General features: G+C 56.6%; 21 protein-coding genes. 9 read left to right on the forward strand and 12 right to left on the reverse strand.

From position 1 onward, the window contains the following. The first annotated feature begins 44 nt into the window (after positions 1-44). Both AC0J4F_RS07465 and AC0J4F_RS07470 read left to right on the forward strand, forming a co-directional pair. Positions 45-866 (forward strand): response regulator, encoded by an 822-nt coding sequence (locus AC0J4F_RS07465; protein ID WP_133952199.1) that lies wholly within the window; start codon positions 45-47, stop codon positions 864-866. A 205-nt stretch (positions 867-1,071) separates the two neighbouring features. Then, positions 1,072-1,887 carry a hypothetical protein gene (locus tag AC0J4F_RS07470; RefSeq protein ID WP_209002563.1) on the forward strand — a complete coding sequence of 272 codons (816 nt, stop codon included), beginning with the start codon at positions 1,072-1,074 and terminating at the stop codon, positions 1,885-1,887. A gap of 12 nt (positions 1,888-1,899) precedes the next feature. Here the strand turns inward: AC0J4F_RS07470 and AC0J4F_RS07475 are convergent, their stop codons facing one another. Genes AC0J4F_RS07475 through AC0J4F_RS07505 form a run of 7 tightly spaced genes read right to left on the reverse strand, consistent with a single transcriptional unit; the run spans position 1,900 to position 9,846 of the window. Beyond that, the gene (locus AC0J4F_RS07475) at positions 1,900-2,685 is read right to left on the reverse strand and encodes a crotonase/enoyl-CoA hydratase family protein (protein ID WP_473025859.1); all 786 of its coding nucleotides are present in this window, start codon (positions 2,683-2,685) and stop codon (positions 1,900-1,902) included. Further along, positions 2,682-3,542, reverse strand: a complete 861-nt coding sequence (locus AC0J4F_RS07480; RefSeq protein WP_473025860.1) for a hydroxymethylglutaryl-CoA lyase — start codon at positions 3,540-3,542, stop codon at positions 2,682-2,684. Before AC0J4F_RS07480 ends, AC0J4F_RS07475 begins: the two co-directional genes overlap by 4 nt. Before the next feature lie 13 nt (positions 3,543-3,555). After that, positions 3,556-5,187, reverse strand: coding sequence for an acyl-CoA synthetase (locus AC0J4F_RS07485; RefSeq protein WP_208326782.1), 1,632 nt, complete (start codon positions 5,185-5,187; stop codon positions 3,556-3,558). Beyond that, positions 5,174-7,168 (reverse strand): acetyl/propionyl/methylcrotonyl-CoA carboxylase subunit alpha, encoded by a 1,995-nt coding sequence (locus AC0J4F_RS07490; protein WP_473025861.1) that lies wholly within the window; start codon positions 7,166-7,168, stop codon positions 5,174-5,176. The genes AC0J4F_RS07485 and AC0J4F_RS07490 overlap by 14 nt, the downstream gene beginning before the upstream one ends. A gap of 2 nt (positions 7,169-7,170) precedes the next feature. Continuing rightward, on the reverse strand, positions 7,171-7,593 hold the full coding sequence (locus AC0J4F_RS07495) for an ASCH domain-containing protein (RefSeq protein ID WP_473025863.1): 423 nt from the start codon (positions 7,591-7,593) through the stop codon (positions 7,171-7,173). 4 nt (positions 7,594-7,597) lie between these two features. Beyond that, positions 7,598-9,205: a carboxyl transferase domain-containing protein gene (locus AC0J4F_RS07500; RefSeq protein ID WP_473025864.1), complete on the reverse strand. Its 1,608-nt coding sequence runs from the start codon at positions 9,203-9,205 to the stop codon at positions 7,598-7,600. Beyond that, on the reverse strand, positions 9,202-9,846 hold the full coding sequence (locus tag AC0J4F_RS07505) for a TetR/AcrR family transcriptional regulator (RefSeq protein WP_473025865.1): 645 nt from the start codon (positions 9,844-9,846) through the stop codon (positions 9,202-9,204). The genes AC0J4F_RS07500 and AC0J4F_RS07505 overlap by 4 nt, the downstream gene beginning before the upstream one ends. Before the next feature lie 187 nt (positions 9,847-10,033). Here AC0J4F_RS07505 and ppk2 point away from each other — a divergent pair, with 187 nt between their 5' ends. Together ppk2 and AC0J4F_RS07515 are read left to right on the forward strand one after the other, a co-directional pair. Beyond that, a complete protein-coding gene (ppk2, locus tag AC0J4F_RS07510; protein ID WP_473025866.1) occupies positions 10,034-10,939 on the forward strand; it encodes a polyphosphate kinase 2 in 906 nt (301 codons plus the stop codon). Between the two features lie 71 nt (positions 10,940-11,010). After that, positions 11,011-12,021 carry a Gfo/Idh/MocA family protein gene (locus AC0J4F_RS07515; RefSeq protein WP_473025868.1) on the forward strand — a complete coding sequence of 337 codons (1,011 nt, stop codon included), beginning with the start codon at positions 11,011-11,013 and terminating at the stop codon, positions 12,019-12,021. Positions 12,022-12,026: 5 nt separating this feature from the next. Here AC0J4F_RS07515 and AC0J4F_RS07520 read toward each other — a convergent pair whose 3' ends face one another. Further along, positions 12,027-12,866 (reverse strand): MBL fold metallo-hydrolase, encoded by an 840-nt coding sequence (locus tag AC0J4F_RS07520; RefSeq protein WP_473025870.1) that lies wholly within the window; start codon positions 12,864-12,866, stop codon positions 12,027-12,029. 193 nt (positions 12,867-13,059) lie between these two features. Here AC0J4F_RS07520 and AC0J4F_RS07525 point away from each other — a divergent pair, with 193 nt between their 5' ends. Further along, the gene (locus tag AC0J4F_RS07525) at positions 13,060-13,908 is read left to right on the forward strand and encodes a GlxA family transcriptional regulator (protein ID WP_473025871.1); all 849 of its coding nucleotides are present in this window, start codon (positions 13,060-13,062) and stop codon (positions 13,906-13,908) included. 17 nt (positions 13,909-13,925) lie between these two features. Here AC0J4F_RS07525 and infC read toward each other — a convergent pair whose 3' ends face one another. Continuing rightward, on the reverse strand, positions 13,926-14,465 hold the full coding sequence (infC, locus tag AC0J4F_RS07530) for a translation initiation factor IF-3 (protein ID WP_133952177.1): 540 nt from the start codon (positions 14,463-14,465) through the stop codon (positions 13,926-13,928). Between the two features lie 304 nt (positions 14,466-14,769). Here infC and AC0J4F_RS07535 point away from each other — a divergent pair, with 304 nt between their 5' ends. Next, positions 14,770-15,234: a translation initiation factor IF-3 gene (locus AC0J4F_RS07535; RefSeq protein WP_473025872.1), complete on the forward strand. Its 465-nt coding sequence runs from the start codon at positions 14,770-14,772 to the stop codon at positions 15,232-15,234. Here the strand turns inward: AC0J4F_RS07535 and AC0J4F_RS07540 are convergent. Then, positions 15,229-15,609 carry a YkvA family protein gene (locus AC0J4F_RS07540; RefSeq protein WP_428522356.1) on the reverse strand — a complete coding sequence of 127 codons (381 nt, stop codon included), beginning with the start codon at positions 15,607-15,609 and terminating at the stop codon, positions 15,229-15,231. The two genes, AC0J4F_RS07535 and AC0J4F_RS07540, sit on opposite strands and share 6 nt — an antisense overlap. 198 nt (positions 15,610-15,807) lie before the next feature. On the opposite strand from AC0J4F_RS07540, the gene AC0J4F_RS07545 reads away from it, so the two are divergent. After that, complete coding sequence (locus tag AC0J4F_RS07545; RefSeq protein ID WP_473026412.1) at positions 15,808-16,215, forward strand: DUF4399 domain-containing protein; 408 nt, start codon at positions 15,808-15,810, stop codon at positions 16,213-16,215. Positions 16,216-16,409: 194 nt separating this feature from the next. Here the strand turns inward: AC0J4F_RS07545 and AC0J4F_RS07550 are convergent, their stop codons facing one another. Next, complete coding sequence (locus tag AC0J4F_RS07550; RefSeq protein ID WP_133952629.1) at positions 16,410-18,083, reverse strand: acyl-CoA dehydrogenase family protein; 1,674 nt, start codon at positions 18,081-18,083, stop codon at positions 16,410-16,412. Positions 18,084-18,253: 170 nt separating this feature from the next. On the opposite strand from AC0J4F_RS07550, the gene AC0J4F_RS07555 reads away from it, so the two are divergent. Continuing rightward, positions 18,254-19,138 (forward strand): YihY/virulence factor BrkB family protein, encoded by an 885-nt coding sequence (locus AC0J4F_RS07555; RefSeq protein WP_209176111.1) that lies wholly within the window; start codon positions 18,254-18,256, stop codon positions 19,136-19,138. On the opposite strand, the gene AC0J4F_RS07560 is transcribed toward AC0J4F_RS07555, so the two are convergent. After that, entirely contained in the window at positions 19,135-20,010 is an 876-nt protein-coding gene (locus tag AC0J4F_RS07560) for a DMT family transporter (protein ID WP_473025873.1), read from the reverse strand. The genes AC0J4F_RS07555 and AC0J4F_RS07560 overlap by 4 nt on opposite strands. 141 nt (positions 20,011-20,151) lie before the next feature. Between AC0J4F_RS07560 and AC0J4F_RS07565 the strand changes: the two genes are divergently transcribed. Further along, entirely contained in the window at positions 20,152-22,158 is a 2,007-nt protein-coding gene (locus AC0J4F_RS07565) for a methyl-accepting chemotaxis protein (protein WP_473025874.1), read from the forward strand. Positions 22,159-22,230 lie beyond the last annotated feature (72 nt).

The raw sequence follows: 22,230 nt of genomic DNA on the forward strand, positions 1-22,230 counted from the left end.
CCGCTGGCATCATTTTGCATGGCCGTTTCTGCAATGGGGAAGCCGTGCTGCACAAAATAATACGCGTGATGATCGCGGACGACAGCTCAATCGCTCGGGACATCGTTGCGGAAGGTATTCAGGCCCATCGTGGTGAACGCTATATCGAGATTGAGCAAGCATCGAATGGCCGGGCGGCCCTCGAGATACTCCAAGCGAAACGCATCGACGTCGCCTTCGTCGACATTCACATGCCAGGCCTCAACGGTCCGGAAGTCGTCTCGGCAATGCGCGATACCCAGTCGAATGACTGTTTGACCGTGGCCATGTCGAGCAGTCTTGATGACAAGGCGGAATCGGTACTGAAGCGGTTTGGCGCCTATCATTTCCTGCAAAAGCCCTTCAGCCCCGCGGAAATCTCCGAGATTATTGCCACCTATCGCATCATGACCCGATCCTATCCGATCCTGGTGGTCGACGATTCTGGAACAATGCGGAAATTGACCCGAAAGGTTTTGGAGAGCAGCCGTTTCGAGTTTGAAGTTTCGGAAGCAGATAGTGCCGATGCGGCGTTGAAAGCGCTTTCTCGCGGCAAATTCGAACTGGTCTTGACCGATTTTCACATGCCGGGTGTAGACGGTCTGGAGTTGGCCGGCTCCATTCGGGATTTATCCAGCAAGGTTGGCATCTACATGATGTCGACAAACGATACGACGTATCTCGAACGGTCTGCCGCCTTTGTCGGGATCTCCGGTTTCTTGAAAAAGCCCTTCAACGCGGCTGACATCGATATGCTGATGCACGACTATCTGGAAATCGACAAACCGAAGTTCGGCAAGGTCAGAGACGTGTTCAGTTTCATTGAGCGCGAACGCAAGGCCTCCTGAAGAAACAAAGCCGCGGGTCTGTAACCAGATCACTTGTATTGCCGGGATTAGAATTAAATTTTCCCGGTATTATTTGCCGTTTTCCTACAATCATTTTGGATAGTGCTGTGTCTGTCTTGATTACGGACGGCCAAGTTGATTCAATGAAAGAATCAGAACTTCAGCGGATGTGTAGCGATTTCGCCCCGATACCAAGGAGCGCGGCGTGGGCAAAACAGCACGGCTTGAATATCTCCGGCGCATACTACCGTTAGGTTTGGCGGTGCTCGGCATTGCGGGTTGGTTTTACTTTATGACGCTGCTCAGCAGCATCATGTGCTTGGTGGCTGCGGCTGCGATTTATCTTGCACCGCCCCGGCCACAGCCGGCTTCCGGGGCGATCCGGCCAGTGTCCCGCCCGTCCGTCCTGACACTCGATCTGATTGGTTTCGGGTTCGGATTGTTTTTTCTGCCACTCGCGGTTCTTGGTCTTGCATCGGCAACGGGTGCCTTGGCAGCTTTGGCTCTGATTTGCTTGCTCCCGGCCAGTTTGTCTCTCGTTTTCTTCACCGTTGCTGTGCGCCAGGAAACGTCCTGGGTCCGGTTCTTCGGCAACGGCTTCGAGTTCACGCAATTCGGTCTGCGGGTCCGGGTGCCTTATACCGATCTTGAAAAGGTGAGCGTCAAGCTGTGGCATGCCTCCGGCCCGATCGCATGGTTCCAGTCAACGATTGGCTCCAGTGGGCGGAAAAAAGCCGTGCTGCTTAACGGTGAAGAAACAACCAAAACCTTGGTCTTCCGCCGCAACGACGGGTCCACATTTACCATCTCATCTGAGCTCATTCCGGACCTTCAACGTGTTCTCATTGGCATGGACCGTGCCGAAGTGGATTTGCCGGAAGGTATCAGCGAATGGCAACGCAAGAAAATCCGGCGGCGGCGGGAAAAAATGTACCGTGTTGAGGAGCCTGCACCGAAATCAGAGCAACTCGATGTCGCCCGGATTGCAGCTTTGATCGAGCACGCCCGGCGGAACGCGTGAGGCGTCTGATCCTCAGTTTGTCCAGGCTGGTTTTCTTTTTTCAAAAAACGCAGATGTGCCCTCATTGGCGTCCGGCGTTTCCCACGTGTCCGCCAGTCTTTGGATCGTATCGTCGATGACAGCGTCTGTAATCACGGGGCCAAGAGACCGGGCAAGGGCCTTCGACGCGGCAACAGCTGCAGGAGCCGCGCTCAAATAAGGTTTGATTTCCTTCTCGATGGCCGCATTGAGGTCATCGGCGCTCACCACCTTGGCGGCGAGATCAAGATCCCGGGCCTCTTCCGCACCGAAAATGCGCGCTGACATGAACACCCGGCGCGCTTTGCCTTCACCCATCCGGGCCAGGACGTAGGGGCTGATTGTTGCTGGTATCAGGCCAAGCCGAACCTCTGTCAGGCCGAACTTCGCGGTGTCGACGGCAACCACAGTATCGCAGACGCTCATCATGCCGATGCCGCCACCGAAGGCCTGGCCCTGTACGCGCCCAATCACAGGTTTCGACAGTTCATTCAGTGCCTTCAGCATCATGGCGAGTTTACGGGCTTCTGCCATGCGTGTTTCGCGGTCAGCTGACATCTGCTCGCGCATCCAGGCAAGGTCGCCTCCTGCACAAAAACTTTCGCCAGCGCCTGTCAGGACAACAACACGGACCGAACCATCAGACCCGAGTTGGTCTGCAGCGTCCGTAAGTTCGTCGATCATCTTGGCCGACAGCGAATTATGCTTTTCCGGACGGTTCAGGGTCAGCGTTGCAACGCCGCGGTCATCCGTTTCAATCGAGATCGTCTCAAAACTCATTCGGTGTCACTCCGAAGGGATTTTGCGAATTCGGCAAGCTCGGCCAGTTTCTCAAGTTTGAGCCCGGTCTCAAAACCGCGGCGCTGCATCAGCTCTGCAACGGCCTCTGTGGCGACGTTGCCCTTGGCGCCGGGGGCATAGGGGCAGCCGCCCAGTCCGCCAATGGTGCTGTCGAACGTGCGCAGGCCTTTCTCAAGGCTGACCTCGATGTTCTCCAGCGCCCGGCCCTTGGTGTCGTGATAATGCCCGGCGACCTTTTCAGCTGGCACCACGGCGAGAACAGCGTCGAGCATGCGGGCGATGGTTTCCGGTGTTCCAGCACCGATCGTGTCCCCCAGAGAAATCTCGTAGCAGCCAAGCTCGTATAGGATCTTTGCGACTTCGGCGACCTTCTCGGGCGGCGTTGGGCCGTCATAAGGGCAATCGGTGATGCAGGAAACATAGCCGCGCACCGGTATTTCATCCTGACGGGCTTTTTCCAGCAGTGGCTTGAAACGTTCTATGCTTTCTGCGACCGAGCAGTTGATGTTCTTCTTTGAAAAGCCCTCAGAAGCCGAGCCGAAGATGGCCACCTCATCAGCCGAGACCTTGAGGGCAGCCGTGTAGCCTTTGACGTTCGGTGTCAGGACCGAGTAAACAACAGCCGGATGGCGGTGGATGCCCTCCATGACCTCCTGCGCATCCGCCATTTGCGGCACCCATTTTGGGCTGACAAAGCTGGTGACTTCGATCTTGCGGAAACCGCACTCGGATAGGCGGTCGACAAGCGCAATCTTGTCTTCCGTCGGGACAAACCGCTTTTCGTTCTGGAGACCGTCCCGCGGACCCATTTCGAAGATGGTGACAAACTCGGACATGAGCGCTTTTTCCTTAATCAATCTCAGCCGCGCGGGCGCGGAGCTCACGCCGGATGACCTTGCCGGTGGTGGTCATCGGTAGAGCGTCAACGAACTCGATTTCACGCGGATATTCATGGGCGGCCAGCCGGATCTTGACGAAGTCGGCGATCTCCTTGGCCAAGGCGTCGGACGGTTCGACATCCTGCTTCAGGATGATGTAGGCCTTGACGATCTCGGTGCGCTGGGCATCGGGTTTGCCAATGACACCGGCCATCGCAACGGCGGGGTGCTTGATCAGGCAGTCTTCGATCTCGCCGGGCCCGATCCGGTAGCCGGAGGAGGTGATGACATCATCGTCCCGGCCCACGAAGCGGATCCAGCGGTCCTCATCCATCTCGCCCGTGTCGCCCGTCAGCAGCCAGTCACCAGCGAATTTCTTCTGCGTGGCGGCCTCGTTGTTCCAGTACTTCAAGAACATGACTGGATCGGGCCGCTTGACGGCGATATTGCCGAAGGTACCGGAGGACAGAACCTCACCGGCATCACTGACGATAGCCAGCTCGTGACCCGGAACCGCCTTGCCCATGATGCCGGGACGTGCGTCCATGATTTCAGAGCAGCTGGAGACGATCATGTTGCATTCGGTCTGGCCGTAAAACTCGTTGATGGTCCGGCCAAAGGTTTTGCGGCCCCAGTCAATGAGCTCGGCACCGAGGGTTTCGCCGCCGGAGGCGACGGTTCGCAAACTCAATTGCCAGCGGTCTTCTGGAGCGTCGAGCTGGCGCATCATTTTCAGCGCCGTTGGCGGGATGAAGGCGTTGCGGATGTTTTGGTCTTGAAGCAGCTGGAAGGCGGCCTCAGCCGTGAATTTCTTGAAACGGCAGGCCACAACCGGGACACCAAGATAAAGAGCCGGCATTAGTACATCCAGAAGGCCGCCGATCCAGGCCCAGTCCGCAGGTGTCCAGATCCGGTCTCCTGGCTGGCCAAGAAAATCATGGCTCATCTCAACCCCGGGAAGGTGTCCAAGCAAAACCCGGTGCCCGTGGAGTGCACCCTTCGGCTGCCCTGTCGTACCGGAGGTGTAAATGATGATGGCCGGGTCGTCTGGCTGCGTATCGACGGGTTCGAACGTCTCTTCGTGGCCATCCATTGCGGCCCAAAGATCATCAGCGCCATGGTGCGCGCCATCTGCGCAAAAGACGGTTGTCAGCTCGGGCAAGCTGGCATGGATCCTTTCCAGTTTTGCCGCTCCACTTTCGTCCGTAATGACGGCCTTGGCACCAGAATCCTTGAGCCGGTATTCCAGGGCTTCTTCGCCAAAGAGGATGAACAGCGGGATGGAAATCCCGCCGAGTTTTAGCGCTGCGATATGAGCAAAGGCTGTTTCCGGGCGTTGCGGCATCAAGATGCCGATCCGGTCACCCTGCTGAATACCCCTGCTCTTCAGAAGGTTGGCCAGCTGATTGGAAAGCCGTTTCAACGCGCCATAGGAATAGCTGTGAGCGGGTTGGCCTTCTTCAGCATAGACCAGAGCTTCGCGGCGCGGTTCCTTGTCGGCCCAGGCGTCACAAATCGCGACACCGATGTTGAACCGCTCCGGGATCTGCCACGAAAACCTCTCGGTCAGCTCCTCGTAGGTTTTTGCCTCAGGCAGCAGCATCGGCTTCCTCCGCCAGAACCAGAAGGATCGTTCCGTCGGTCACTTGTTCACCCTCATTGACCATCACTTCACCGATGACGCCATCGCGCGGGGCTTTCAGCGTGTGCTCCATTTTCATGGCTTCCAGAATGATCAGGGGCTGATCCTTGGTGACGGCATCGCCGGCCTTGGCGTTTAGCATTTTGACAAGGCCTGGCATTGGGGCAATCAGCTGATCGCCCGCACCGGCAGCTTCCTCGTCAGAACTCAGCGCGTCCGGCAGTCCAACCGTGAAGGCATGGCCGGACATGAAGACCGTGAGCCCTTTGCCATCGTGAACCACGGAACCGGAAGCCCGGTGGCCGTTGCTGTCATAGGTGATGGTGCTGCCATCCACTTGAACCAGAGTGAAATCTTTCGGACCGCTTTCCAGATGCACGGTGAACTTGTTTTGGCCCTGGGCGTGAACTTCAACATCCCTGCGCTCACTGGCAATTTCGAGAAGCGCGAACTGACGTGAGGCACTCCAAATCCGCCATCCTGCAAGCGTGTCGAACGGATCGTTGCCCTCGGCTGGACGGGTGAGTCCAAGCGCGGTTAACGCCGCAAGCGCGATTGCGTCTTCCGGCATCTCCGGCTCGGCGATCAGGCTTTCCAGATCGCGGTCGATCAGGCCGGTGTCGACGTCCCCGTTGGCAAAGCCTTCGTGGCGGCAAAGCGCAGCCAGGAACCCGGCGTTGGTCACGCAACCGGCAACTTCCGTCGCCTCCAGGCTGGCGAGCAACTTGCCAAGCGCGGCATCACGCGACGGACCGTGCACGATCACCTTCGCGATCATCGGATCATAGAAGGGGGAAATCTCGTCTCCTGCCCGGACGCCGCTGTCGACGCGGGCCTGGGTTTCGGGAAGAACGAGGTGCTCCAATGTGCCAATCGCTGGCAGAAAGCCCTTAGGTGCATCTTCTGCATAAAGGCGGGCCTCAAAAGCCCAACCGTTGATCGAAAGTTCCTCTTGCGCCTTTGGCAGAGGCTCTCCGGAAGCAACACGCAGCTGCCACTCGACGAGGTCCTGTCCGGTGATCAGCTCTGTTACCGGGTGCTCAACTTGCAGACGGGTGTTCATCTCCATGAAATAGAAGCGGTCGGCCCGCAGACCTTCGGAGACGTCAACGATGAATTCGATGGTGCCGGCACCGGAATAGTTGATCGCCTTGGCCGCCTTAACGGCCGCCTCACCCATGGCCGTGCGCATCTCTTCCGGCATGTCGGGGGCCGGAGCCTCCTCAATGACCTTCTGGTGGCGGCGCTGCAGCGAGCAGTCACGCTCAAACAGATGCACCGCGTTGCCGTGATTGTCGCCGAAGACCTGGATTTCGATGTGCCGCGGTTTGGCGACATATTTTTCGATCAGGACTCGGCCATCGCCAAAGCTCGCCTCACCTTCGCGCTGGGCGGACTTGAGCGCGGAGATAAAGTCTTCCGCCCGTTCAACCTTGCGCATGCCTTTGCCGCCGCCGCCAGCGCGCGCCTTGATCAGAACCGGATAGCCGATCTTGCCTGCCTGGATCTGCAAGAAACCAGGGTCCTGGGTCTCCCGGTGGTAGCCCGGCACGACCGGAACGCCAGCCTTTTCCATCAGTGCCTTGGCGGCGTCTTTCAGGCCCATGGCGCGGATGGCATTTGCGCTCGGGCCGATGAAGGTGATCCCGGCCGCGTCCAGCGCGTCAACGAAGTCAGGGTTTTCCGACAGGAAGCCGTATCCCGGGTGGACCGCCTCTGCGCCGCTTTGCTTGCAGACCTCGATGATCTTGGCGATCTGCAGATAGCTCTCGGAGACAGGAGCCGGGCCGATGCGGTACGCTTCGTCGGCCATCGCAACGTGTTTGGCGTTTGCATCGGCGTCGGAATAGACAGCCACGGTTTTAACGCCGAGGTTGCGGGCTGTTTCCATGACCCGGCAGGCGATTTCGCCACGGTTGGCAATGAGGATTTTCTTGAACATTGTCAGATGCCTTCCGTCTTAAGGTCTTCAATCACTTTGAAACGTTCGCACACAAGCATCATTTCCGGATCAAAGCCGCCATTGCGCTCGAAATAGCTTTGGTGATCTTGTCGCCAGCCTTCGAGTGTGTCGTTTTCCCCTTCTGCAAGTGCAAAGTCCGCCGACACATCGCAAAAACGGGTTTGGGTCAGTTCGAGCGTTTCAACGACAAGCGCCGGAGACCCGTCCCAGTTGAGAACGATGTCCGTGCGTCCGACCTCGGGCATGGCTTCGCCGCCGTCTGCAAAGTCGCGCAGAGCACCACAGGTCGCGGTCTTTTTGCCGGAGCGGACCAAGCTGATCAGAAAACTGCTGAGTTCGGGTCCGTCGCCGAACTTGAAGGTTTCTGCCCCCGGATATTTCTTTTTGAGTTCTTCCAAGGTCATCACATCACATCCGGAACAGGCCAAACTTGGTGTCTTCGATCGGGGCATTGAGCGCCGCCGACAATGAAAGACCCAGAATGTCACGGGTTTTGCGTGGGTCTATGATGCCATCGTCCCAAAGCCGGGCTGAGGCATAGAGCGGGTGCCCTTGTTCCTCGAATTGGTTGATGATCGGCTGCTTGAATTCGGCTTCGTCTTCCTTGGACCAGCTGCCGCCCTTGCGCTCGATGCCGTCGCGGCGAACGGTTGCCAGAACGCCGGCGGCCTGTTCCCCGCCCATGACGGAGATGCGTGAGTTCGGCCACGTCCACAGGAACCGCGGCGAATAGGCCCGGCCGCACATGCCGTAGTTGCCAGCACCAAAAGATCCGCCGACCAGCATGGTGATTTTCGGAACCTTCGTCGTGGCAACGGCGGTCACCAGCTTGGCGCCATCCTTCGCGATCCCGCCGCTTTCGTATTTCTGGCCGACCATAAAGCCAGTGATGTTCTGCAGGAATACCAGAGGCACCTTGCGCTGGGAGCAGAGTTCGACGAAATGCGCGCCCTTGACCGCGCTTTCGGAGAAGAGAACGCCGTTGTTCGCGATGATGCCGACCGGCATGCCGTGAATATGGGCAAAGCCGCAGACCAGCGTGGTGCCATAACGGGCCTTAAACTCGTCGAATCTTGAGCCGTCAACAGTGCGGGCAATGACCTCGCGGATATCATAAGGGGTCTTCAGGTCCGCCGGGACGACGCCGTGGATTTCCTCCGGATCGTAGAGCGGATCTTCCGGTGTCTGCAGTGCGAGCTGCGAGGCTTTGGTTCGGTTGAGGCTTGCGATGGACCGGCGTGCGATAGCAAGCGCATGGGCATCATCACGCGCAAGGTGATCGGCGACGCCAGACAGTCGGGTATGGACGTCACCGCCGCCAAGGTCTTCTGCGGAAACTTCCTCGCCGGTTGCCGCTTTCACCAGAGGCGGACCGGCAAGGAAAATAGTGCCCTGGTTCTTGACGATGATGGTTTCGTCCGACATGGCCGGAACATAGGCCCCGCCAGCCGTGCAGGAGCCCATCACGACCGCGATCTGGGCAATGCCTTTCGCAGACATGTTGGCCTGGTTGAAGAAGATCCGGCCAAAGTGGTCACGGTCCGGGAACACCTCGTCCTGGTTGGGCAGGTTGGCACCGCCGCTGTCGACCAGATAGACGCATGGCAAGTTGTTCTGCTCGGCGATTTCCTGGGCGCGCAGGTGCTTTTTCACGGACAATGGATAGTAGGTACCGCCTTTGACCGTCGCGTCATTGGCAAGGATCATGACGTCCTGTCCTTCGACCCGGCCAATACCCGCAATCATACCGGCCGACGGTGCTGCGCCATCATACATGTCGTGGGCGGCCAGCATGCCGACTTCCAGAAACGGCGAGCCCGGATCGAGCAGGCGGGAGACACGTTCGCGCGGCAGGATTTTGCCGCGGGAGACATGGCGCTCACGGGCGGTTTCGCCGCCGCCGTCCAGCGCTGTTTGTGCAGCGGCCTTGATTTGCGCCATGGCGTCTTCATGCGCGGCCTTGTTGGCGGTGAACTCGGCGCTCTTGGGCGATAGGCTCGATTTGAGAATGCTCATGCCATCCGGTCTCCGGTGTCTGGATTGCCAGGATTATCGTTCGTTTCTGGGGCGATGCTTTTGCGCACCATGTTCAGGTAAAGCGTTTCGATCTCTTCTTTCGACAGATCGCCGCCGGGCCGGTACCAGGCCGGAATGCCGGTCAGCATGGCGATGATCGCACGTGTCGTCACTTTGGCGTTGTCGATGTAATAGCGGCCGCTTGCTGCGCCTTCGGTCAGGATATCCGTAAGAATGGTTTCATAGCGCCGGCGCTCGGCCTCGACGATCGCGAAGTTCTCGGCATCAAGGCTACGCAATTCCATATAGGCGATGAAGACTTCATCTGCGCGTTCCAGGTGATACCGGATGTGAAATCGTACAAAGCGTTCGATCGGGTCGGTTTCATCCGGGAAATCTGCAGTGTCCCAAGCCGCCAGCAAGTCGGCCATGTGGCTCAGCATCAAGTCTTTCAAGATGTGCTGCTTGGTGGGGAAGTGATTGTAGAGTGCACCCGGCTGAACGCCGACCTGGGTTGCGATGTCCCGCATGGATACAGCCGCGTATCCTGACGCCGCAAAGAGCCGTAGGGCCGCTTTTCGAACCTTTTCTGCAGTTTCCTGGCCGCGTTGCCGCGGCTGCGGGCGTGCTGAAAGCGCCATTACGTCTCCTCCACTTTCATCATATTAATGAACGTTCATTCATTTAGCAAGCGGATTCCGAGGTATGGACTTTGACGGAGCGCATTGCGACGGTCCATCGACTGACGCTACTGTCAAACTCCTGTCATGGATTTCGGGCTCTCAGTGCAGGTGAGACGCGTTTAAATTATGCATAAGGAACAGTCGGATGAGTGAGGACGCCAAGACCTGGGTGGAAAACGAGTGGGCCGACAGCATGGATGAAGAGCTCGAGATGGAAATCGATGATTTCCTGATCGCCAAGGATCTTCAATACATTGCTGGCAAGAAGCACAAGTCCCCCCTCGACCGGAAAACCTATTTCCATGAGCTGTTGATGCTCCAGGCCGAGCTGGTCAAGCTGCAGGACTGGGTTCAGCATACCGGCGAAAAGATCGTTGTGATATTCGAAGGCCGGGATGCTGCAGGCAAAGGCGGTGTGATCAAGCGGATCATGCAGCGCCTTAACCCGCGGGTGGCCCGTGTTGTTGCCTTGCCGGCGCCGTCAGACCGCGAAAAGAGCCAGTGGTATTTCCAGCGTTATGTGCCGCATCTGCCGGCGGCTGGTGAGATGGTGCTGTTCGATCGCTCCTGGTACAACCGGTCCGGCGTTGAACGCGTGATGGGGTTTGCGTCAGAAGATCAGGTCGAGGAATTTTTCAACGACGTTCCGGAATTTGAGCGCATGCTGGTCCGATCCGGCATCCGGCTGATCAAATACTGGTTCTCCATCACCGATGAAGAGCAGCAGCTGCGCTTTCTGATGCGCATTCATGATCCGTTGAAGCAGTGGAAGCTGTCCCCTATGGATCTGGAATCCCGCGTGCGTTGGGAAGACTATACCAAGGCCAAGGAAGAGACGTTCGAGCGGACCAACATTCCCGAAGCGCCGTGGTTCATCGTGGAAGGGAACGACAAGAAGCAGGCCCGCCTCAACTGCATCAGCCATCTCTTGTCGATGTTGCCGTACGAAGACGTGCCGCATGATCCAATTACCCTGCCGGAACGCCGGTTTAACCCGGACTACGAGCGCAAAGTTCTGCCGGAACACCTTTACGTGCCTGATAAATACTGATTGTTTTGGTAGAAGAAATTGGCAATCCCGGCCATTGGCCGGGATTTTTGTTTGAGGTGCAGGAGACAAACATGAGCGGCACGAAGCAAATCCGGTGGGGCGTTCTGTCAACGGCAAAAATTGGCCGGGAGAAGGTCATTCCTGGGATAAAATCGTCCCAGACCGGACATGTTGCTGCTATTGCTTCCCGTGGCCTCAAGCGTGCCCAAGACGCGGCCGATCAGCTTGAAATTCCCAAAGCCTATGGGAGCTACGAGGACCTTCTGGCCGATCCGGATATCGATGCGATCTACAATCCGCTTCCAAACCATTTGCATGTGCCTTTGACCCTGCAGGCGGCAGCTGCCGGAAAACATGTCCTGTGCGAGAAGCCGATTGCCCTCAACGCGGACGAGGCACGTCAGCTTTTGCGTGCGCAGGAAGGCCGGTTGATTGCCGAAGCCTTTATGGTGCGGGCCCATCCGCAATGGATCAGAGCTCGTGATCTGGTCCGGTCCGGAGAATTGGGCGAGTTGAAAGCAATCCAGGGATTCTTCAGTTACTTCAATGCGGATCCGGCGAACATCCGAAACAATGCCGACATAGGTGGCGGCGCGCTGCTCGATATAGGGTGTTACACGATGCTGGCCGGCCGGTATTTCTTTGACGCTAAGCCGCACCGTGTTGTTGCGCTGATCGACCGGGATCCGGAATTCGGAACCGACCGGACAACGAGTGCCATGCTGGACTTCGGGCAGGGCCGTCATTTGAGTTTCACCGTGTCCACCCAATTGACGCCGCACCAGCGTTTCCAGCTTGTTGGAACGAAGAAGCGGCTCGAACTACTTATTCCCGTCAACGCGCCGCAAGGTGGCGTTACTGAATTGAGGCTCGATGACGGGTCAAAGCTCGGAGATGGGTCCGCGGTGAGCGAAACCATCGCGCCCTGTGATCAGTATGCCGAAATGGCAGATGTCTTTGGCCGTGCCATTCTTGGTGAAGTACCCCTTCCTTATGGAGTCGAGGACGCAATCCAGAACATGGCTGTTCTGGATGCGTTGTTTCAATCCGCTAAGGACGGTGGTTGGGTGTCTCTCAGCTAGAGCACCTAAGCCAAAGGCTCGAAGTGATATCCGCCGCTGCCGGTTGCCGTCAGCATACCGAAACTCGGAGTTTCAAGATGGGTTGCTGCAAAAGGGATTTGTTCGGCGGCGAGTTCTGCAAACAGGGTTTTCCGGGTTTCTGCCGCTGTCTCAGGCGCGCTGTCCAAGGCATAGTGGACGTCAGGATTAGCAAACTGCAGAACGCCGGACACCAAGGCATCCCCCAGCAGCATCACCTGTTTGCCGCCACTTGAGATCCTGACGACCTGATGGCCGGGCGTGTGTCCGGGGGCACTCGTGACATGAATTCCATTTTCCAGGTCCGCATTCCCGTCATGAAGCTTGATTTGGGAGGCGATTGGGCGCGCTAAGAATTGGATCAGTTGGACGATGGGTTTTTTGTCGTCCGGCACGGCCTCCGCCAGGGTTTCGTCGGTCCAGAACGCCCACTCGCTGTTCTGCAGGTGGACAGTTGCATTGGGAAACAGGCTTTGACCGTCCGCAACCAGGCCGCCGATGTGGTCGGCGTGCATGTGAGTCAGAATGATGTCTGTGATGTCGTTGGCCGCGTTTTTTAGGGAAGACCCCGATTCCGTGATGAACCCGGTCTCGGGAAAACGCGCTTTTAGCCAAGTTCCGGACCCGGCATCCACGAGTACTTTTTTGGGTCCGGCTTGGATCAGCCAGCATGTTGCGCCAAATCGGGTGGTCGGACTGACCGCCTGGATCTCTTCATCGCTTGCATTGGAGAAATAGGCGGCAGGAATATCGAGGTGGCCATCTGTAAGTGGCGTGATGGCGATGTCGCCGACGTTCAGAGGGCTTGTGGTGCTAGCAATAGACATGAGTGCTCCATGAATTTCCATTGCACTTGAATGTAGAGCAGGCCCCGATGGGTACGATTGGCGCAAATGACAAATCTTGTGCTAGATACGCCAGATGGTGGCACGCTCCTACAGTTTGGCGATTTTGGCTTATCCGGGATGTCTTTAATCGGCCGTCCTGGGGCTTCAGGATGTGCTTGGGTATGCCGCAAATATGTCGGAGCATTCGGTTGCCGTTGAAACGATCTCGACCTTTGAGCCGGGGGGCCGTTCGTTCGACGGACTGATCCTGCCGCCCTCTGCGGCGGAAGTGCGTGCCGCCGATGTGCCGGAATTGGCTGGATACACGGCTTACCAGCACGGGGAGGGTACGGTTGTCTGTTCCGCCTGCACCGGGATTACCTTTGTCGCAGAAGCGGGCATTGCTGGCCGACGGCCCGTCACCACGCATTGGGGGCTGAAACAGAGGCTGTCCAAGCGCTACCCCGACATGTCCTTCAATACCGATCAATTGTTGATCGAATACAGCGACCTCATCACGGCCGGTGGTTTGATGGCCTGGGTTGATCTTGGTCTGGTGGTCATCGAACGATTTCTCGGGTACGGCGTGGCGGCGCGCACGGCTGGCTATTTCATCGTCGACATGCGCCGCCGGGACCAGCGCCGGTTCAGGCGGTTCTCACCGCATCTGCGGCATGGCGATGCGGCTGTTTTAAAATCACAACACCTGATCGACGCGCGATATGCAGATGTCCTGAGCGTTAAGGAAATTGCCAGCGCTTCCGGGCTGCCGGATCGCACGTTTTTGCGCCGGTTCAAGGCTGCGACAGGGATGACACCCAATGGATACTTGCAAGAGTTGCGTATAGAGCGGGCAAGGGGTTTGCTAATCGAAACGGGCCGGACTGTATCGGAAATCTGCTTTGCCGTCGGTTATCAGGATCCGCCGTCGTTCAGTCGGCTCTTCACAAAACTGACGGGGCTCACTCCAAACGCCTTTCGCAAACACTTTGCCCGCCATGATGGGCAACAAAAAACCCCGCCGATTGGCGGGGCCTTGTAACGTTTCTGACAGGTTGCTTACTTAATCGGGGCCAACACCATAACCATTTGGCGGCCTTCCAGTTTCGGATGGGATTCCACCTTGGCAATTTCCGAGGTCTCATCACGAACCTTGTGCAAAAGCTTCATGCCGAGATCCTGGTGCGCCATTTCGCGGCCCCTGAAACGGAGCGTGACCTTCACCTTGTCGCCGTCGTTGAAGAAGCGCAGCATGTTTTTCATCTTCACCTCATAATCATGGGTGTCGATGTTCGGACGCATCTTGATCTCTTTGATCTCGACGGTCTTCTGCTTTTTGCGGGCTTCTGCAGCTTTCTTCTGTGCCTGATATTTGTATCGGCCGTAGTCCAGAATTTTGCAGACCGGCGGATTGGCATTCGGCTGGATTTCTACAAGATCCAGACCGGCATCCATGGCGATATCCATCGCCTCTTCGGTCGATATAACGCCGCGGTTGGCGCCTTCGTGGTCAATAAGCTGGACTTCGCGAACGCGAATTTCTTGGTTTGTGCGCGGGCCTTCCTTTGTGGGAGGCGGGGCGCGGAACGGACGGCGAATGGTCGCAAACTCCTCTGCGGTTTCAGTTTAATTGGCTTTCAAGCCGGTGTTTATACGCAAACGGCCCCGGAGCGTTCGCTCCAAGGGTCTCGCCGCGTCTTCTCGAACGCCAAGCCCCAAGCTCGTGCCAAACGCCCAAAAAGTCAACCAAAAACACCGATCTTGGGCCTTAGACAGATTTTTTTGAGCGGCGCGCGACCTTGTTACATTATCAATCTTGTTCGACGCTGGAAATCAGTGGCGTCTTGCAATTGGATGGTCCGGGCGTCAATTTGATCCTCCATTGCCGAAGCAGGAGATCCGATTGAACGGAACGTTGTTCATCTGGCAGCTCATCAAAATCATCGTGGGCTTTGTTATAGCCGTTATCGCCAGCGGATTGTTTTTGTCCTGGGGGCTGTTTCAGCCTCGATCTCCGGAGGCCGATCCGGCTGCGTTTGCGGCCATGATCGGAACGGCGTTTGTCACTGCGAGTGTCCTGGGTGCTATTGCATTCGTCCCTGCAGCTTGTGTCATCTTGGTTTCCGAAATAGCGCGGTTGTCAGGGATCGTTTTTCATCTTGCAAGCGCCGGTGCCATCGCTTTTCTGCTCTGGACACTTGATGGGACAGCGGATGCTGGTTTAAGGCCCGGTAGTCCGGTTGTGCTGGCAGCGGGCTTCGTGTCCGGGGCTGTTTACTGGATTATTGCTGGACGGACCGCCGGGAGCTGGCACCCGCAGATTAAAGGTCTACCGCATGACGAGAAAGCAGCGGACGAAGACTTATAGTTCTCCGTCCTCTAAAGCATCTCTGGCGGCCTGGTAGTGGTCTGGTCGGATATGGGCCCGGATCATCGAAATTGCTGCCATTAGCACCGTTGCATCATCTCCAAACCCGACGCCCAGGATGAAATCCGGCACCACATCGAGCGGCAAAACAAAATAGGCTAAAGCAGCAAGCAAGGTCCCGCGCACCTTTGTCGGCGTGGCAGGATCAAGCGCGCAGTAATACCCGGCGACCACATCTTCCATAAACGGAACTTGGCGCGCCGCCTTCCGGGCTGTTTTTAACAGTTTCTGACGGACCGTTTCATTTTGTTCCTCTTCCGGTCCGAGAATTTCCGGGTCAAATCCCAGATCTTCAAATGGGGATGAGGAGGTCATTTCAACGTAATTCCTGTTCGCGGCATATGATGGATATGGGCATGTGAGCCAGAATTACAAATAAAGTTTACCAAGCGTTCCTGGCACCTTTGTGTGATTATCGTCACTTTCATCAGTGATGAGAAGCGTAATGCTTGGGCTGAGGGGCGTTTCTTTAACGGGAGGATCGTTATGAGATCATATTTTCAATCTTCTGCGATGGCTTTGTGCCTCGTCTTGCCATTAGCGGTTTCGGCCAATGCCGGTGAAACCCCATCCCCGGACGGTGCGAAGGTCTATTTCATCAATTTGAAGGACGGTGACAGTGTCAAAGGCCCGGTCTTTATCCAGTTCGGCTTGACCGGAATGGGTGTGGCGTCGGCCGGTGTTGAAAAAGAAAAAACCGGCCATCACCATTTGATTATCGATGAAGAGATCGAAGGCGAAGAACTCAACGAAGCCATCCCGGCCGATGACAATCACAAACACTTTGGCGGCGGGCAGACCGAAACCACAGTTGAGTTGGCGCCCGGTGAACACACGCTGCAGCTGGTTTTGGGCGACTGGAGCCATATCCCACACAATCCGCCAGTAATGTCCGAGCGGATCACGATCACGGTTGAATAGAAAAAGGGCGCCGATTGGCGCTCTCAGACTGCTGACAAAGCCCGATTTTTTCTCCGGCGTCATGTTCGGACTTGTTCCGAACATCCATAACATATTGAAAAATATGGATCCTCGGCACAAGGCCGAGGATGACTACTGAGAGGAATAAGGTTTGTCAACAAGCTCAGGGCGCCGATTGGCGCCCTGTTGTTTGATCATGCGTTGCCGCGGGTTTCCAGCAATCGGCGGGCGATAACTTGTGCCTGGATCTCGGCTGCACCTTCAAAGATATTCAGGATCCTTGCATCGCACAGCACACGGGAGATGGCGTATTCAAGAGCGAAGCCATTACCGCCATGGATCTGCAGTGCGTTGTCCGCAGCGGCCCACGCGACACGGGCGCCAAGCAGTTTGGCCATGCCGGCTTCCAGGTCGCAGCGCTTGCCGGAGTCCTTCTGCCAAGCTGAGAAATATGTCAGCTGACGGGCAATCATGGTCTCGGTCGCCATGAGTGCGAGCTTGTCGGAAACGCGTGGGAAACTAATCAACGCCTTGCCAAACTGAACACGATCCTCTGCGTAGCGCAGTCCGATATCCAGTGCGGATTGCGCAACACCTATGGCGCGGGCTGCGGTCTGAATTCGGGCGCCCTCAAATGTCTGCATCAGCTGTTTGAAACCTTCGCCTTCAACCTGACCCAGCAGGTTTTCCGACTTTACTTCGAAATCATCGAAGGCGATCTCGTATTCCTTCATGCCGCGATAGCCAAGAACCTCGATCTCGCCACCAGTCATGCCGTCTGCCGGGAACGGATCTTCGTCCGTTCCGCGCGGCTTTTCGGCAATAAACATCGACAAGCCCTTGTATCCGGGTTCAGCTGGATTGGTCCGGGCCAAGAGGGTCATGATGTCTGCGCGCACCGGATGGGTGATCCAGGTCTTGTTGCCCGATATCTTCCAGGTGTCGCCATCCTTCACCGCACGTGTCTTGAGCGAGGCAAGGTCGGAGCCGGTATTCGGTTCGGTAAATACGGCGGTCGGCAGGATTTCACCGGAAGCGATTTTCGGAAGCCAATGCTCCTTTTGCTCCTGAGTGCCACCACACAGGATGAGTTCAGCGGCGATCTCCGACCGGGTGCCAAGCGAGCCGACACCGATATAGGCGCGGGAGAGCTCCTCAGAGACAACACACATTGCCTCTTTGCCAAGACCGAGCCCGCCGTATTCTTCAGGGATGGTCAGACCGAAAACGCCGAGTTCCGACATCTGACTGACAACTTCGAGCGGAATGTATTCGTTTTTCAAATGCCACTCATGGGCATTGGGCACGACGGTGTCTTCAGCAAACTTCCGCATTTCGTTGCGGATCTGCTCCATGGTTTCATCAAGACCGCCATCGCCGAAAGTCGACTGCCCTGCCTGAGCGCGGATCAGCTCTGTGAGACCTTCGCGAACTTCAATGGTGTTGCCTGTTGCAATGACGGCATCCATGTCTGCGGTCCGAAATGAGCGGGCCTCGTCATCGGAAATGCCAAGATCGGCAAGGCGGACGAATTCCCCCTGGTTCATCGGGATGCCGCCGAAGATCTGCGCCACGTATTCCGCAAAGCCGAGTTGAACGATCTTGTCCTCCAGATCGCCGTAGCGGCCACTCTCGGTCAACCGCTGTGCATAGGCATCAAGCTGGCGGAGCGCTTCGACATATGTTGCAAGCCATGCCAGCCCGTGTGTTGCACGTTGTTCTTCTTCCATCCGGCTGGAAGAAATCCGCCCGTCCACCGTAACGCGCTCGCGCACACGCTGCGCTGCGAGATCAAGGAGACCGTCCAATTTATGGACGATGGCGTTGGTTCGCTCGGATAGAGTCGGCTGCATTTCTGCGGCCTTCATGGCTGCGGTGGACATCGGCATCTCCGTTTTCATTTGTTGCGCGCGCGCGCGTTTTCTTGAAGCTATGTTGCGTCGCACACCGGGCTTTGTCGAGCCAAAACTTGTTGGTCTTTCGAAGGGGGCTGTCATAACGAGGGCACAGACTTGACGACAGCTCCCGGCCAAGCAACATGAAACCTATGAGTCTTTACCTTTTTGCCAAGGCGTCTTTTGCTGTGCTGAAAGATGCAATCGGTCATTTTTCACGTGATGACGGCTTTGCAATGGCCAGTCACGTGGCCCTGTCCGGCCTGCTCGCGATTTTCCCTTTGCTGATCTTCATTGCGTCTCTTGCGGGTTTTTTTGGAATGGTCGGTGCGGCAGACACGGTGTCTGAACTTGTCTTCGACGCCTGGCCGAAAACTGTTGCGGCGCCTGTGGTCCGTGAAATCGAAAATGTACTGACGGTACCCCGCAGTGACTTACTCACCTTTGGTGCGGTGGCCGCATTGTGGTTTGCATCCAATGGGGTCGAGGCGCTTAGAACGGCGCTGAACCGGGCCTACCGGCAGGTTGAAAAGCGGTCCTTTATCCTGTTGCGCATTCAATCGCTGGCTCTTGTGATCCTGGGCGCGGTGATCCTGCTGGCCTATACGTTTCTTGTCGTTCTTGCGCCGCTTGGGATCGAGGCTCTCAGAGGATTTGTGCCTCAGGTCGAAACATTTCTGTTGTCGATCAACATTGCCCGCTACACGCTGGCCGGGTCATTGTTGATTGTCGGGCTTTTCATGACGCACTGGTTGCTGCCCTCTGGAAAGCGGTCGTTTTCAGACATCTGGCCGGGCGTGATTGCCACCCTGCTCTTGTGGATCGTTTCAGGCAGTGCCTTCGGGGCGTATCTCGCCCGGTTTGCCAATTATGTCTCAACATATGGCGGCCTGGCGGGGATCATGACCGCGCTGATTTTCCTATATATCTGCTCGCTCGCCTTCATCTTGGGCGGCGAGCTCAATGCGGCGATCGCGCGGCAACGTGCCTTCCGCGATCGTCAATTGGGTCGGCAGCAGCAGGCTTAGGTCCGTTTAGGAGCCGCGCGGATCATCAAGACCGCGCCGACCACCAAAGCCATGCCGGCGATCTGGATCATTGAGAGGGTTTCTCCGAAAAGGAAATAACTCTCAATGGCCGTTGCGACCGGCACGAGGTAAAACAGGCTGGCCACCTGCGAGACCGCCCCTTGGCGGATGAGCAGCATCAACAACATGATCGCGCCGATCGACAGCACCAAAACAAGCCAGGCAAGCGCTACGATCAACTCGCCCGACCAGGTAATTTGCCAAGTCTCGAAGAGGCTCAGCGGTGTTGTGACCAAAAGGGCACCGACATATTGCCAGAAGGTTGCCGCCAAAAGATCCGTGTTGGGCACGAAGCGCTTTTGATAAACCGTGCCAACACTGATCGCGATGACGGAAAAAAAGACAACACTGATCGTAACGAGGGTGATGCCAGACCCGGCAAGATCAAACCTGGGTCCAAGAACGAGACCGAGGCCGCTGAGGCCAATCGCCATGCTGATCCAGTGTTTGCGGCTGATCACTTCTCCGATCATACCAACTGCAAAAATCGCGGTCAGAACCGGCTGCAGTCCGACGATAATGGCTGAAGCTCCAGCAGGCATCCCTTGCTTGATGGCCCAGAAAACACCACCCAGGTAGATGCCGTGGACGAGCATGCCGGTCACGATGCAGTGGCCAATTGCCTTTTTGTCATTCGGCCAGGATTTCACCCAAAACAGACCGAGAAGGAACAAAATGGGCAAGACCGCAGCGAACCGGACCGTCAGGAAAGCCATTGGTTCGATGTACGGCGCGCCCAGCTTTGAACCGATAAAACCGGTCGACCATAGAAGAACAAAAAGCGCAGGGGCAATTTTGGCCAGATATGCCAAGTCAATCTCCGGGGGTGGTTCGCCAAACCAGCAAAGTGGTCGATGAGGGGAAATGAAAAAGAATGATTTTCAGATTAACCGGAAATTGGCAATTTTAGCTAACTCTGAGGAAACACTATTTCTCTCAGGGGACATAAGCCAGTGGCAATCGGTGCGCAATCAACTTTTGGAGTTTTGTCCAAACTCTCGGTCAAAGTGCGGGTTATGGCGCTCAGCCTCGTGACAGTCGTTGGCCTCGTCATTATCGGCGGGGTCTATTTCTGGAGCCAGGGCGAGCTGAATTCGGCTTTTAGCAGGATGAACCAAAGCGCCGATCTTGCCGAAGAAGTGGCAGCGCTCTCTGAGACGGCAGCACGGCTGCAGATCATTGAAAATCAATACTTTGCAGCGCCCTCTGCCGAAGCGTTTCAAAGATTTACCACCGAAATGATTGTTGCGACGAATTTGGTTGCCAAGCTGGAAAACAATCCTGCCGCGGCGAGCTACGCCGCCCAGGTTGCCGATGTGAAAGATACGCTAGAGGGCACAAGCGGCGCGTTCGAGATGCTGGACAGTGTCCGGCAGCAAATCGGTTATACGAACCAGGATGGGCAGCTGGCACGCCTCGATTCGCTCACTGGTGCAGTGAAAGATCGTTTGTTTGAAGAAATGAAGTTTGGCGGCGGCCCGGACTTTGAAAAGCTGGCGCGCGCTATCCTCGCTGTGCAGCTCGCGGAAAAAGAATTCACCCTCAACAGCACGCCCGAAGCAATCGGCGTCTTCGATGAGCAGTTTGCGGCGTTCGAGAAACTGCTCAAGAGGGTCTACATTCAAGATGCGATCAAGAAAGAGCTCGCCGATAACATGACGGCGTATCAGGAGACGTTTGCCCAGTATACGGCAGCGGTTGAGCAAGAGACGAGCAGCACCGCCCTCCTGGAAAACCTTTTTCAACTGGTGCCACCACACATCGACGCCCTGAATGCCGCTGCAAAAGACCTGCAGGCGCAGGCTGCCACTCAACTCGAGACAGCCCGGTCGATCGCAACATATGCAATTGGTGGGACCATTCTTGGTTTGCTGATCTTGTTGCCTGCAATCGCATTTTTGGTTGGTCAATCGGTAGCCGGACCGTTGGCGCATCTCCAGAAAGCCATGGAAGCTCTGGCGGGTGGTCAGACAGACATCGCCTTGCCGGAAGCAAAGGGTAAAACTGAACTTGCTGCCATTGCCCGAACGGTTTTGGTCTTCCGGGACAATGCTCTCGAGAGATCGCAGCTTGCAGCAGCCCAGGAACAGGAAAACAAGGCCCGTGAAGAACGTGTCGCCCGTCTGGAAGACATTATCGGCCGGTTTGAAGGCACGGTAACTGACGCGCTCGGCAGTTTGGACCGGGCCAATGACGAATTGCGCCAGACTTCCCAATCAATGGAACAGGCGGCCGACGATGTGGCGGACCAATCGTCTGGTGCAACGGGTGCAGTGAGAACAGCTGCGGAAAATGTCACATCGGCAGCCCAGTCTGCGGACGAATTGGCTGCCTCGATTGCCGAGATCTCAAATCAGGCAACCCGGTCTACGGAAGTTGCTCAGCAAGCCGTTTTAAGTGCCTCCACAACGGTTTCGACCATGCAGGAGCTCTCCAGCGCGGCAGAACGGATCGGCGAAGTCATGAGCCTGATCCGGGACATTGCAAGTCAAACCAATCTGCTCGCTCTGAACGCAACCATCGAAGCCGCGCGTGCAGGTGAAGCCGGTAAGGGCTTTGCGGTTGTTGCAGCCGAGGTCAAGCAATTGGCTGATCAGACGTCGAAAGCGACGGAAGAGATCGCGATCCAGATTGAAGCCATCCAGGGATCGTCCGGTCACGCTGTGCAGGCCATTGAGGATGTAAGTAAGATTATCTCCGACATGGAAAACCTGGCATCGTCGGTTGCAGATTCCGTTCAGCATCAGGATCAGGCGGTCCGAGAGATTTCCGACAACGTTTCCAGTGCGTCTCAGCGGTCTGATGAAGCAGCCGATCGTATGACGAGCGTTGGATCCGCTGCAGAACTCGCCCGAACCAATGGTGCTGAGGTCGATAAACTGGCGCAATCCCTGTCTCAGCAGGGCGGGCTGATCCGTCAGGAAATCGCGACATTCCTGCAAGGTGTTCGCAGCGCCTAACGCATAGGCGAGAAGCTTCAAAAGCCGCTTTGCCAACCGGGACTTAATGCCCCGCTGGCGGGCGGCTTTTCT

The organism is Roseibium sp. R5 (assembly GCF_055755305.1).